The sequence below is a fragment of the Planococcus circulans genome (assembly GCF_020023385.1).
Classification (GTDB): Bacteria; Bacillota; Bacilli; order Bacillales_A; family Planococcaceae; genus Planococcus.
In genome coordinates this window covers 697673-711414 of record NZ_JAIQCL010000001.1, presented here as the reverse complement: position 1 = coordinate 711414, position 13742 = coordinate 697673, and the positions used below count along the sequence as shown (strand labels likewise).

At 44.9% G+C, this 13742-nt stretch carries 10 protein-coding genes; 9 read left to right on the top strand and 1 reads right to left on the bottom strand.

Annotated elements, in window-relative coordinates; all coding sequences use genetic code 11:
- Positions 1 to 199 precede the first annotated feature (199 nt).
- Both K8U60_RS03495 and K8U60_RS03490 read left to right on the top strand, forming a co-directional pair.
- On the top strand, positions 200 to 1165 hold the full coding sequence (locus K8U60_RS03495) for a glycosyltransferase family 2 protein (RefSeq protein ID WP_223634453.1): 966 nt from the start codon (positions 200 to 202) through the stop codon (positions 1163 to 1165).
- A 45-nt stretch (positions 1166 to 1210) separates the two neighbouring features.
- Complete coding sequence (locus K8U60_RS03490) at positions 1211 to 2677, top strand: lipopolysaccharide biosynthesis protein (RefSeq protein WP_223634451.1); 1467 nt, start codon at positions 1211 to 1213, stop codon at positions 2675 to 2677.
- A gap of 15 nt (positions 2678 to 2692) precedes the next feature.
- Here K8U60_RS03490 and K8U60_RS03485 read toward each other — a convergent pair whose 3' ends face one another.
- Complete coding sequence (locus tag K8U60_RS03485; RefSeq protein WP_223634448.1) at positions 2693 to 3721, bottom strand: peptidoglycan bridge formation glycyltransferase FemA/FemB family protein; 1029 nt, start codon at positions 3719 to 3721, stop codon at positions 2693 to 2695.
- 364 nt (positions 3722 to 4085) lie between these two features.
- Between K8U60_RS03485 and K8U60_RS03480 the strand changes: the two genes are divergently transcribed.
- The 7 genes from K8U60_RS03480 (at position 4086) to K8U60_RS03450 (ending at position 13724) form a co-directional block, all read left to right on the top strand.
- Positions 4086 to 5210: a right-handed parallel beta-helix repeat-containing protein gene (locus tag K8U60_RS03480; protein ID WP_223634445.1), complete on the top strand. Its 1125-nt coding sequence runs from the start codon at positions 4086 to 4088 to the stop codon at positions 5208 to 5210.
- 198 nt (positions 5211 to 5408) lie between these two features.
- The gene (locus K8U60_RS03475) at positions 5409 to 6320 is read left to right on the top strand and encodes a glycosyltransferase family 2 protein (RefSeq protein WP_223634442.1); all 912 of its coding nucleotides are present in this window, start codon (positions 5409 to 5411) and stop codon (positions 6318 to 6320) included.
- A 634-nt stretch (positions 6321 to 6954) separates the two neighbouring features.
- Complete coding sequence (locus K8U60_RS03470) at positions 6955 to 8433, top strand: lipopolysaccharide biosynthesis protein (protein ID WP_223634439.1); 1479 nt, start codon at positions 6955 to 6957, stop codon at positions 8431 to 8433.
- A gap of 38 nt (positions 8434 to 8471) precedes the next feature.
- A complete protein-coding gene (locus K8U60_RS03465) occupies positions 8472 to 9623 on the top strand; it encodes a DegT/DnrJ/EryC1/StrS family aminotransferase (protein ID WP_223634436.1) in 1152 nt (383 codons plus the stop codon).
- A 17-nt stretch (positions 9624 to 9640) separates the two neighbouring features.
- Positions 9641 to 10531 (top strand): glucose-1-phosphate thymidylyltransferase RfbA, encoded by an 891-nt coding sequence (gene rfbA / locus K8U60_RS03460; RefSeq protein WP_223634891.1) that lies wholly within the window; start codon positions 9641 to 9643, stop codon positions 10529 to 10531.
- A gap of 13 nt (positions 10532 to 10544) precedes the next feature.
- Positions 10545 to 11561, top strand: a complete 1017-nt coding sequence (gene rfbB, locus K8U60_RS03455; protein WP_223634433.1) for a dTDP-glucose 4,6-dehydratase — start codon at positions 10545 to 10547, stop codon at positions 11559 to 11561.
- 45 nt (positions 11562 to 11606) lie between these two features.
- A complete protein-coding gene (locus K8U60_RS03450) occupies positions 11607 to 13724 on the top strand; it encodes a hypothetical protein (RefSeq protein WP_223634430.1) in 2118 nt (705 codons plus the stop codon).
- The last annotated feature ends 18 nt before the right edge of the window (positions 13725 to 13742 follow it).

The following is a 13742-nucleotide window of genomic DNA, read 5'->3' as shown; positions in this document are numbered from 1 at the left end:
TATATGTTATTTTCGAAATAATACGAATTAACTATATTTATCGATTTGTTATGTGTTAAGATGAAAAAAAGATGGTGATAGTGGGCATAAAGTATCGGTTATGATGCTATTCATCATTTTTTCCCTTTTGGTCATTTTGCCTTCCCCTTATTCGGCCTCAGTGATGTGTATTGCTTAAAACCTAAAGGAGTGAGAATTTATGACAACAAAACCGCTGGTCAGTATAGTTTGTACAAGCTACAATCACGGAGATTACCTTGCCGAAGCAATCGAAAGTTTCCTCATGCAAAAGACGGATTTTGACGTTGAAATCCTGATTTATGATGACGCCTCTACCGATCATGGCCCTCAAGTGATTAAATACTATGAAAACAAGTATCCCTCTTTGATCAAACCGATCTACCAAACCCAGAACCAATATTCAAAAGGAGTCCGTGTTGAATTATTCAACCACAACCGGGCAAAAGGAAAATACATTGCCGTCTGCGAAGGTGATGATTACTGGACAGATCCCTGCAAATTGCAGAAGCAGGTTGATTACATGGAAGAGCATCCGGCATGCAGCATGACTGTCCATGCAGCTGATCGTGTGTTGTCCGATAAGAAAAAAATCCTTTCCACTGTGCGGCCGGAACAGGGAAATGCCATTTTTTCCGTTGAACGCGTGATTGAAGGAGGCGGCGACCTGGTTGCCACGAATTCCATGGTCTATTCAAAAGAAAAAGTTTTGGAACTGGCTCCTTTCTACTTGAATGCAGTAGTAGGTGATTACCCGTTGGTCATTTTAGCCGCGCTTCATGGAACGGTGGATTATCTGGATGCCAATATGTCAGCTTACCGGGTGGGGGTCAAGGGATCCTGGACAGAACGTGAACTGGCTACCGCTATGAAACGGATCAATCATTATTATGATATGGAAAGAATGCTGGATGAGATCAATAAGTATACCCACTTCAACTACAACGACTCCCTCATGAAAGCAAAGCGGGGTTACCAGTTTTCCCTCCTATTGGAACAGGGAAATTTTAAGGCTGCAAAACGCGGCGAATTCCGGAAAATCTACCTGGATTTAGGTGCCAAAAAGCGCATGTTGCTGCAGTTGAAACGCTTTTTCCCCAATGTGGCAGACAGCGTCCGCAAAGCAAAATGGAAATTAATCCAGTAAATGCAGTTGCATAGGTGACGGGACTGGGGGATAGGAGATCATCAAATGGAACCACAACCTTCATTGAAAAAGAAGACGATCGGCGGTTTGGCATGGAGCTTCGGTGACCTGGTCGGCAATCAAGGCATCCAGTTCCTGATTCAGATCATTTTAGCGCGTATGCTGCTGCCCGAACATTTCGGACTGATTGGCATGATCCTGGTATTTATCGCGCTGTGCAATTCACTGGTCGACAGCGGCTTTACGCAGGCGTTGATCCGTGAACGCAATGCCAGCCAGGCGGATTATTCAACGGTCTTTTATTTTAATCTGCTTATTTCTGTGATGATTTATGGAATCCTTTATGCTGCAGCTCCCGTCATCAGCAGCTTTTTCGGCGAACCGCAGCTGGTCTCCCTGGTGCGGGTATTATCCATCGGGATTGTCATCAACTCATTAGCGATCATTCCGAAGGCGATGTTCGCGAAAGAAGTGAATTTCAAAGCCCAGGCAGCGATAAATTTGAGTGCCAGTATCATATCCGGAGTCATCGCGATTGGGCTGGCGATAGCAGGATACGGTGTTTGGAGTCTGGTGCTGCGTCAATTATCGTTGAACGCCATCCAGTCTTTGCTTTTTGTCTTCACGAAAAAATGGATTCCTTCCTTGGTTTTTAGTGTCGCTTCGTTCAAGCGGTTATTCGGTTTTGGCTGGAAGCTTCTTGTATCAGGGTTGATCGATACCTTTTACACGAATGTCTATTTTCTGATTATCGGCAGGCAGTATTCTGCTGCACAACTGGGTTTTTATACAAATGCTTCGCGTTTCAGTGAAATCGTTTCGCAAAATTTGGCAGCTACCATACTGCGGGTGACCTATCCGGTGCTGAGCAGCATACAGAATGAACACGAACGGTTAAAACAGTCTTATAAAAACATCACCAAACTTGCGGCTTTTCTCATTTTTCCGATGATGGTGGGAATGGCCGCTGTCGGGGAACCTCTTGTATTACTGGTGTTCGGTGAAAAATGGCTGCCGATGGTCCCTTATTTTCAATTGCTGTCCATTGCCGGGATGCTGTATCCGATATTGGCGCTCGATTTGAGCATTCTTCAGGTAAAAGGCCGATCCGACTTGTATCTGCAGTTGGAAATCATCAATAAAATCTCATTGACGATTCTACTGGCTCTGGCGGTTTGGCTGGAATTGGGCGTGATCGGATTGATTGCAGCCGCCATTTTGAACACCTATCTGGAATTCTTCGTCAATAGCCATTTCTCGAAACGGGAAGTGGCTTATCCGGCCACGGAAAAAGTGAAGGATCTGCTGCCGGTTTACCTGATGTCCTTTGTAATGGGGACTGTGGTGTGGGCGCTTGGTGCACTGTTGGAGACAGGCATACTGATCCAATTGCTGCTGCAGGTTGCTGCTGGAATCATGTTATACATCGCCGCTTGCTGGATTGCAAAGGTCGCCGAACTGAAGACGGTTTATGGGCTGCTCCTGCCCATTCTCAAAAAAATAAAACCATAAAAACGGTAAGCAGGATTATCTGCTTACCGTTTTTATTGCTGCTTCTTCAATTTGTTTTTGTGGCCACCGATAGGCCGGGAAGAGTTCGTTTTCCAGATTGGAATTTGTCGCATGGACCAATTGTTGATAAATTTTTTCGTTCCAAATTTTGTTGCCGACATAGTAATCAAATTCAGTATTTTTGCCGAATCTTTTTTTGAATTTGTACAGCGAGTCATCGGGGCCGGGATTGACTCCGCCGCCTGAATGGATAAATTCCACACCGTGTTCTTTTGCCCAGAGCACAATGGCGTAGGTCATGACATAAACGGGCGACAGGTGATTGAAGCCATCAATGGTTCCTGACAGGTGGGTATGGATGACGGGACCCGAGTGGAAATGGAGCTCTGCACCAATCACTTGGGAGTCGTAAATAGCCTCAACCAATATTAGCTGATCGCCTAAATTATCAAGCATCTTTTGGAAGTACGCGTCGTCGAAGAAATAGAAGTCTTCCGCGCCGACCCGTTCCATCGTTTTGAGATAGATTTCCTGAAACAGATCCAGGTCAGGTGGATCTATTGTGAGCCGATAAGTTACGCCGTCCTTTAACGCCTTCCGGATTCTCTTGCGGGTTGAACCGGAAAATTCCTCCTGTACTGGATCTTCGAATCCTTTCAGCGTGACGCCAGTCGTATGGCGCCTGAAGAGGACGTGGTAGCAGGACTTGAAATCCACGGCGTTGCCGGCTAGCGGATGGAAGCGGACAAATTCACTGACGATATTTTGCTCTTGGCAATAAGCATGAAAAGCCTGGCAGAAATAGGTCACCAGTTCATCCTTTCGCGTCTTGTCCTTCAGTTCAGTGATGACTGGGCCTCCATAGCCGTAAGGCGTGAGAAGGTCGAAATAAGGACCCCCCTCCAATTGGACAGGAATTGCTCGTTTGATGAATTGATGATAGACCGATCCTAGGGGATGTTCAAATTCGAAAACTTCACAGTTCCCTCCGTCAATCTCCTCGTATAGCTCGGCATAATCTTTTTTAAAAAATACATCCCTCAAAATAAAACCTCATTCCTTGTTATTTTTTAGGAGAATTTAACAATCTATTCTTTCTCCAATGTTCCGCCCTACAGCTTTCTTTTTCTTGTTTTAAATGACTAAATTTTCAATTAAATAAGCCGTTATAGTGAGTATAGCGAATATTATAGGTAAATGCGAGGGTAAATGTCGTTTTTATATACAGAAAAATGGAGATATCTTTAGGACATAGGATAGAATAACGGAGTATATGGGTAATATTTTTAAAAATATAGTATTCGGAAAAGTGTGCATTTAAAGAAAAGTTGCCTTATACTAGAAGTAATCAGTATTTAATTAGGCTATGGCCTTTCAATAAAGCGATTAGGTTGAAGGAGAGACATCGATGATCAACAAGAAAACCATTTACTTGCTTCTTTGCATACTGGGGATTTCTGGATTGGGGACTGTTTTTGTTATGGGTCAAAGTACGTTCTTTGCGGAAGAGAAGATTAATGCTAAAACACAATTTGGAGCAGAAGGTGATGGAGTGGCTGACGATACACAGGCAATTCAGCGGGCAATTGATGAAACGCCAATAGGTGGGAAGATGCACATTCCGCCAGGTATTTACAAATTGACCCAAAATCCTGATTTGAAGGCCAGTACTGGATATGGAGACAGTTATTTTGCCTTGAGAATTTCCAAGCCGATCACCATCATCATGGACCAGGCGATTTTGAAGACGGAATCGGCGGACGAATATGGCGTGTTTTGGATTACCGGCACAGCAGATGTCCATTTGAAAGGTGGATTTTTGATGGGGGATCAACTGCCTGAGAATGGATCGCTGATTTCTAATATTGCTATTTTACTTCAGGACAGCCAGGAAAGCTCAATTGAAAATATTTATACGAAAAACTTTTCCCAAGGCATTCACTTGCACCATTCCAACGATAATATCATCCGAAATGTGACGAGTGAATCGAATTATGGTTCCGGCATCATCAATTTTGCATCGGATTACAACACAATTGAATCCTGCGTCGTCAGAAACTCAGGGGATGGCCATCTTTCCTTATTCGGCGGCGGCAAACACAACCTGGTAAAAGGCTGCGTAGTGACTGAAAATCGCCCGGGCTACACAGATCAGCAAGGCATTACTGTGGAAAGTGAAAAAAACAGTACAGTTGAAGGGAATATGGTCAGCGGTTTTTATTATGGCATCGATGTTAAAAACGGGGCAGAGTCCAATGTCATCAAAGGCAATCTGGTCTACGACAATGAATACAATATAGCGGTTCGGCCAGGTGATGGAGGAAACAACCTGATGACGCCGAGCAATAATATCAGCATCCTCAATAACCTGGCGATCAATCCGAGGGAAAACTCGGAGCGGGGAATCTATATCAATGTGGGAGAAGGGCATGTCATACGGGGGAATACAGTGGAAGAAAACAACTTGATCCTGCGAGATGAAGAGTTGAAAGAAATGTATGGAAAAGAAAATTTTATAGCGAAAGATGAGTGAACGGATGTATTTTACAAAGATGTAAATTTGGTGTTAAGTTATCTGAATAATCCGTTTATAGTTTTTTTCTATGCTAAAATACGATGTGTATACAAGATTTGTTGGAATTCTGTTCAGCTGAACCTGACAGTGGAGGCTTGGCCCGAGTCATTATAGCTGATAACAAAACTTACTTAACTGTAGAGGGGTCTGTAATTTATGGCAAATGAGATAATGGTGAGTATTGAGTGCAACAGTTATAATCACGAGAATTTTATAGCGGAGGCATTGGACAGCATGTTGATGCAGAAAACGGATTTCGCCTATGAAATTTTAGTCCATGATGATGCATCCACTGACCGGACAGCTGAAATCATCAGAAGCTATGAACAAAAGTATCCGGATATCATCAAGCCGATCTACCAGACTGAGAACCAGTATTCGAAAGATGTCCCTTTTGAGTTGTTCAATGGTGCACGTGCATTAGGAAAGTATACGGCGGTTTGTGAAGGTGATGATTACTGGACCGACCCGGAAAAACTGCAGCGGCAAGTGGACTATATGGAGGCCCACCCCGAATGCAGCATGTGCGTCCATGCTGCCCAGAAGGTCTCAGCAGTGACTAAGAAAACCGTCGCTGCCATACGTCCGAGCCATAAAGACAAAATTTATTCCGTAGAAGAAGTGATTGAAGGTGGTGGGGAACTGTTTGCCACCAATTCGATCATGTATTCCCGTGAGAAAATTCCCGAAATGCCGGAATATTATTTGAATGCCCCGATTGGGGATTACCCACTGGTCATTTGCGGTGCGTTAAATGGGACGGTTTATTACATGGACCGGAATATGTCTGCCTATCGTGTGGAAGTCAAAGGTTCCTGGACGGATGTACAGCTCACCGACAATTCTGCTAAGCAAAAACACCTGCAGGAAGTCGCGGCATTACTCGATGAAATAAATGCATTCACGAATTTCAAATACGATAAAGCCATCAACCGCACCAAAAGGCGGGATCGCTTCTACATCCTGTTGAAGCAGCTGGAAATCAAAGAGACTTTGAAAAAAGGCTACCGGCAGTTCTATATGAAGCCGGAATTCTTCAAGCGGATCTTTAAACGAATCACCATCTGAACAAAATTTGTGACCACGACATAAAGAAAAGGTGGTTTCGGATAGCGGACAACAACGCTATCCGAAACCGCCTTTTTATCTGCCATTTTGACACAGTGGAATCTGGAAAGGATAGGTGCGTCCAAAATCGTTGGAAAAGTGTTGGGTGGGGTTAGCGTCTGGCATCTCAACCGAATAGAACAGGAGGTGGAATAAATTGGAAACCGCCTCTTTTTTTGCGTGGTTGTGAAACGGTCAAATTGACCTACGAACAGACAAACAATCTCCTCGATATGATATTTCCGGAAAATAGGAAGTATCTAACAGTAAAATGAAGAATCTTACTTAAGATTCCGGTTAACAACCTAGTGATTTTTCGATTTGATAAAAGAGAGTGGAATAATTTACATAATAAAAATAAAAAATAATCTAAATTATCTGTTATTTATGACTTATGGTATGTTAGAATGATATTTAAGAAATATAAATAAGCACAAAGTAGCGTATCCGAAATGGAGGTCAATAAATTAAAGGTGGATTATATGTCATTTGCCTATTTAATATGATTAAATAATGATAGAATTGAAATTTCAGAACATTGAGGTATTTGTTCTGCCCAATTTGCATTGGAGTTTTCTTTGATAGGAGCCGGCAGATGAAACAGGAAAAGTCATTGAAGAAAAAGACGGTCAGCGGTCTCCTGTGGAGCTTCGGGGATATGATAGGCAATCAGGGAATTCAATTCATTATCCAGATCATCTTGGCAAGGTTGTTGTTGCCTGAAGATTTCGGGATTATCGGAATGATCCTAGTGTTTGTCGCTCTTTCCAATTCATTAGTCGACAGTGGCTTCACCCAAGCGTTGATCCGAGATCAAAAAGCCAATCAAACTGATTATTCAACCGTTTTTTATTTTAACTTGGGCATTTCTATTTTAATTTATGGCGTGCTGTTCTTATCGGCGCCGTTGATCAGCAACTTTTTTGAGGAACAGCAATTGACGGCTCTTGTCAGGGTGTTGGGATTGGGCGTGATCATCAATGCATTCTCGATTATCCCAAGGGCGATGTTCACCAAGGAAGTGGATTTCAAAGTTCAGGCGAAAGTCAATATGGCGGCAAGTGTGTCGTCGGGGATTATTGCGGTGGCGATGGCGCTGCTGGGCTTTGGAGTCTGGAGTTTAGTCGTCCGTATGTTGGCATTGAACGGGGTTCAGGCGCTGTTGCTGATTTTTTATAGAAGGTGGCTGCCTTCCTTGGTTTTCAGTACGGCATCATTCAAGCGGTTGTTTGGATTCGGCTGGAAGCTGCTTGTTTCGGGATTAATCGATACCGCCTATGACAATATTTACTACTTGATCATCGGAAAGCAATATTCGGCGACCTCCCTGGGTTATTACACGAATGCCGCAAAATTCAGCGATGTGGCGACACAAACATTGACGGCGACGATCCAGCGGGTGACTTACCCGGTATTGAGTGGGATCCAGGACCAAGAAGAGCGGCTGAAGCAAAGCTTCAAGAAAGTCATCAAGCTTTCAGGGTTTCTGATTTTTCCAATCATGATCGGTGTAGCGGCAGTGGCGGAACCGTTGATTCTCCTGATCTTCGGTGAGAAATGGGCAACCATGATTCCTTATTTCCAGCTCCTGTGCATCGCCGGCATGCTGTATCCGATTCATGCACTGAATTTGAATGTTCTGCAAGTCAAAGGACGTTCAGATCTATTTCTCTATCTGGAGATCATTAAGACCATCATACCGACGATATTGATAGTGGTTGTCATCTGGATGGACTGGGGGATCACCATTTTAGTGGTCACGATTGTCCTTGATTCGTATATTTCCCTGTTCATCAATATTTACTTTTCAGGACGGGAGATTTCATACGGCGCAAAAGAACAAATCTGGGATCTGTTGCCGATTTATGCAATTTCAGTCGGGATGGGAGCGGTTGTTTATGGGGTTGGGAAGCTCTTGCCTTTTTCGGAACTGCTAACGCTCATTCTGCAGATCGGCTTGGGCGTCGTGCTTTACATTTTGATTAGCAAGCTGTTGAAAATAAAGGAATTTGATACAGTTTACGATTTGCTGGTACCGATGATAAAAAAGATAAAACCCGCTAAGACGGGATGAACGAAAGAAAATAGATTCATACCTCGGGAGGGAATGTAATGGCTAAAGCTTTTGAACAACCGATTTATGTCACGCGACCTTTATTGCCGGACATCACTGGTGTTACGGAACGCTTGAAACAAGTGTGGGACAGCAAGCAGCTGACGAACTTCGGTGCGCAACATGACGAATTGAGCCGCGAACTGAAGGAATACCTGGAGACCGACCATATCTCCATGTTTTCCAACGGAACGATGGCTTTGCTGCTGGGCTTGAAAGCATTAAAGCTGACAGGCGAAGTCATCACGACGCCATTTACATTTCCTGCCACTGTGCAGGCTTTAGATTGGAATAATTTGACTCCTGTATTTTGCGATATCGATCCAGCGACATACAATATCGATGCCGATAAAATCGAAGCATTGATTACCGAAAAAACAACTGCCATCCTGGGTGTCCATGTTTTCGGCAACCCATGTGATGTGGAAAAGATACAGGCGATCGCCGATAAGCATGGGCTGAAAGTGATTTATGATGGGGCGCATGCCTTTGGTTCTAAAATTGACGGTGTTCCGATCAGCAGCTTCGGTGATATGACGATGTTCAGCTTCCATGCCACGAAGCTGTTTAATACGATTGAAGGCGGGGCATTGGCCTACAGCGACCCAGCGCTTTGCGCACAACTGAAGCTGTTGAGGAACTTTGGAATCGCTAATGCGGAAGAAGTGGTGTTGTCCGGACTGAACGCCAAGATGAATGAAGTCCAGGCGGGTGTCGGGATCGAAGTGTTGAAGGTGATAGGGGAAGAACGCAGAAAGCGCCACGCGATCAAACGAGCCTACCAAGAAAATCTGGTGGACATTGACGGCGTCCGGGTTTTGACAACGCTGGAGGATGAATCCAGCAGTTATCAGTATTTTGTGATTGAAATAGAAGAAGCGGCGTTTGGCCATTCGAGAGACAACTTGCATAAGGTGCTTCAGCAATACAATGTCTTTGCAAGAAAGTATTTCTATCCTTTATGCAGCGATTTTGAATGGTACCGCGAATTGCCGTCAGCGCGGCCAGAAAACCTGCCACATGCAAAGCAGGCGGTCCAACAGGTGTTGGCGATGCCTTATTACGGAGACCTGCCGATTGAATCCGTCGAAGCCATCTGCGGAATCATCCGGGAACTGCATATCACCCAGAAAAGCCTATCTCAAATCTAAGAAATGAGGGATCTATGATGAAAGGAATTATATTAGCTGGCGGAACAGGGACGCGCCTTTACCCGTTGACCAAGTCGATTTCAAAGCAAATGCTGCCTGTATACGATAAACCGATGATCTACTATCCGCTGTCAGTCCTGATGCTTGCGGGAATCAAGGAAATCCTGATCATTTCTACGCCGCGGGACATCTCCGGATTTTTGAGCCTGCTCGGCAATGGCCAAAAGCTGGGCATTAAACTGGAATATGCCATCCAGGAAGAACCTAATGGATTGGCCGAAGCCTTTACGATCGGCGAAAGCTTTATTGGCGACTCACCTGTTGCGCTGGTGCTGGGCGATAATGTTTTTTATGGATCGGATTTCGGTAGTTGGCTGCAGGAATCGGCGGAGCTGACAAAAGGCAGCATCATTTTCGGCTGTCATGTTGCGGATCCGAGAGCTTATGGTGTTGTGGAAGTGGATGAAGAAATGAACATCCTTTCCATTGAAGAAAAGCCGGAGCAGCCGAAGTCGTCCTATGCGATTCCCGGTCTTTATTTCTTCGACAATCAAGTGGTTGAAATTGCTAAAGGCGTGACCCCTTCAAAGCGCGGAGAAAAAGAGATTACTTCCATTGTTGAGGAATACAGGAATAGAGGGGAATTGCAGGTCAATATCATGGGGCGTGGCTTGGCGTGGCTGGATACAGGGACGCATGAAGCTTTGCTGGAAGCCTCCAATTTCGTGGAAGCTATCCAAAAAAGACAAGGCCTGTATGTAGCCTGCCTTGAGGAAATCGCTTACCGGAGAGGTTATATCAGCCAAGCGCAGTTGATTGAATTGGCGCAGCCTTTGAAGAAAACGGATTATGGCCAGTATCTATTGGATATTGCTTCTGAAAAAACCTTATTACACTATAAATCATAAAAGGGGCGCCTCTATGGAAAAGCTACTCGTAACTGGCGGAGCAGGGTTTATTGGAGGGAATTTTGTCCAATACATGGCTGAAAAATATCCGCTTTACCATATCTACAATCTGGATCTGTTGACGTATGCTGGGGATCTGACAAAGCATCAGAAAATCGAAACCAATGAGAATTACAGCTTTGTCCATATCGATATTGCTGACCGCCTGGCGGTCAGTGAATTGTTTGAGCAGGTGGATTTCGATTATGTCGTTCATTTTGCAGCGGAAAGCCATGTCGACCGGTCGATTACGGATCCGGAGATTTTTATCCGGACCAATGTTCTGGGGACGCAAGTGTTGCTGGATGCAGCTAAAGGAGCGAACATCAAGAAATTTGTCCATGTCTCAACCGACGAAGTCTATGGCGAGCTGGATTTTGACCCGGCAAGCTTCTTTACGGAAGAAACGCCGCTGCAGCCGAACAGCCCATATAGCGCCAGCAAGGCCTCTTCCGATCTTTTGGTCAGGGCCTATTACGAAACTTACGGTCTGCCGGTCAATATCACGCGCTGCTCCAATAATTATGGACCCTACCATTTTCCGGAGAAGCTGATCCCCCTGACGATTTCGCGTGTCTTGAATGACCAGAAGGTGCCGGTTTACGGAGATGGCAAAAACGTCCGTGATTGGCTGCATGTCCTGGATCATTGTTCGGCGATCGATCTGGTGATGCACAGCGGCGAAATCGGTGCCGTCTACAATATCGGCGGCCATCACGAACGGACCAATCTCCAAGTAGTGCGCACCATTATTGAGGCTTTAGGCAAATCTGAAGACTTGATCGAGTTTGTTGCAGATCGCCTTGGCCATGACAAGCGGTACGCCATCGATCCGACAAAAATCGAAAGGCTTGGCTGGCGGCCGGTCTATGATTTTGAAACCGGCATCGCCCAGACAGTCGACTGGTTTTTGGAAAACAAGGAATGGTGGGAACAAATCATCAGCGGCGAATATCAGCAGTATTTTGACAGGCAATATGCGCGGAAATAAGAAAGTGCGCCCTGTCTTTTACACAAGTGGATAAGGGGGAATAGGATGATGGCAAATCAGCCGACAATCAGTGGATATATAAAAGGTTCATATCCTGGGAACCAAACAGTGAAAATATTGGAATACAATGCTGAAACCAGCAGTCTGAAAAAACAGTTGGCAGCTTTGGGTTATACAAATTTCCTTGGGATCTGTACAGAGGAGCCAAAAAGTGGCCGGGATGCTGATCTGTATTACGTAAATGAAAAGACATTGACCTATAAAAACAATGCAGAAGTGCTGATCATCAATAAAGCCGACTTTCTGGATTTGAAAAATGCTTTCCATTCTTCAGCGGATTTGATTCTGTTCATCCCGTCTAGAATCATTGATCGCGCCAGTTTCCTGCCGCTGTGGGCATATAAACTGGCCAGGAAGAAAAAATGGGCTTTCCATTTTGAAACGTTTTCCGACGTTTCCGGGAAAGCTCGGACTGGCATCGTCTTCAAACGGGATCACCAAAAAGAAAAGGCGGCGCGCCAATACCTGTCGCCCGAGCTTGGCCTCGAAAACTTTTTCGAGCTTCTCAACGAACGGAAACTCGATTATGTGATTCTGCGCTGGTTTGATGAACTGCCTTTCCTTGATCTGGACGAAGACGTGGATCTGTTGATTTCAGACGAACATATTGAAAAAGTGCGGGATTTATTGAATGAGAGGGTCGGCATCTTGCCGTTTGATATTTATAGCGTAGGCGGTCTGCCAGGCAGCAACTTTAAGAATATCGCCTATTATCCACCGTATATTGCTGAAACGATAGTGGACCGACGGGAATTGTGGAACAGCAAGTACTTTGTTCCGTCTAAACGCCATTATTTTCTTAGCCTGATGTACCACGCGGTTTACCACAAAGGTGAAAAATCCGGAATCCCGGCAAAAACAGGAGGCATCGTCAAAAAGATTCCGCAAGACCATGATTACCCCGGAGTCCTTCAACAGCTGGCTGATGAAACCGGTACTGCACTCGAAGAAATCAGCCTGGAATCCCTCCATCAGGTTCTGGAAGAGGAAGGATGGGCGCCTTCGACGGACACTATCCGGAAATTGATCGGCGTCAGCGGCAATTGGTTGGAATCCATCATCAAATCGAATGAACACAATTTCGAAAAAGACGGAGAATTGATGGTGTTTGTCGTTCGGGAATGGGCAGAGGAGCGTCAGCTGACTCCGAAAATCATCGACTGGTTCGAACGGAATGGCTTATGCCTTATCCAGGCGGTCCGGCTTGATGAGGAGCAGAAACGAAACGCCGCCCAAAGCATGCGGGGTGGGAATTGGGGTCAGGGTCCATGGCCGGTGAGTGGCGGAAAACCATCCACTTTGCTGGTCATGTATGATTATCACCCGAAACCGCTGAACGCAAAAATGAAGAAAAAATACCCGCATGTCTCGAATGAACATTATTTATTGAAAGAGCAACTGCGGTCAGAAATTAATTTCAGCTTGTCGAAAGAAGAACGGGCCAATCCGCTGCACAGTGCCGATGACGAAATCGAAGCTTTGGATTACATTTCCGCTGTCGCTCCAGATCTCCTGCAGGAAGTTCGAAGCATCGTCACTGAATGGGACAATGCTTACCGGACGCATGAAAAAGTCATTGCGGATGTATCCGAGAAAAAGCGGCGCGCCAAAGTTGAAGTCATTGAATACCAAGGGAAAAAAGCGGTGAAAAAAACCTATAAGGCAGGAAAGCAACGGTTTTTGGAACGTGAGAAGTTCGTTTACGGGGAGCTGAGCAAGGAATGCGAATTCATTCCCAAACTAATCGACAGCGGTGAAAATTACATCATTGTTCCTTACCTCAAGACCAATAAAGTGACGGAAAGTTGGCACATCAAAAAGCAGATTCTAAAACGGAAGCATAAACAGGAGATTTTCAGCATCAATGAATTCTTCTATAACAAAGGGTATGCGCTGATCGATTTCCATCCGGGGAATATCCTGCTGACATCTGAAGGACTGAAGGTCATTGATTTCGAGTTCCTTTATCAATACAAGGAGCGGCCGCCGAATGTCCGTGATTCGTTTGATTTGAACGGATTTCCGGAAGATTTTACAGAAGACAGGCCGTACGGAATATTTCCCAAGCAGCGACGGAATATGTGGAAAAAGATTCTATATTAAACGCGATTAGAGGAATGG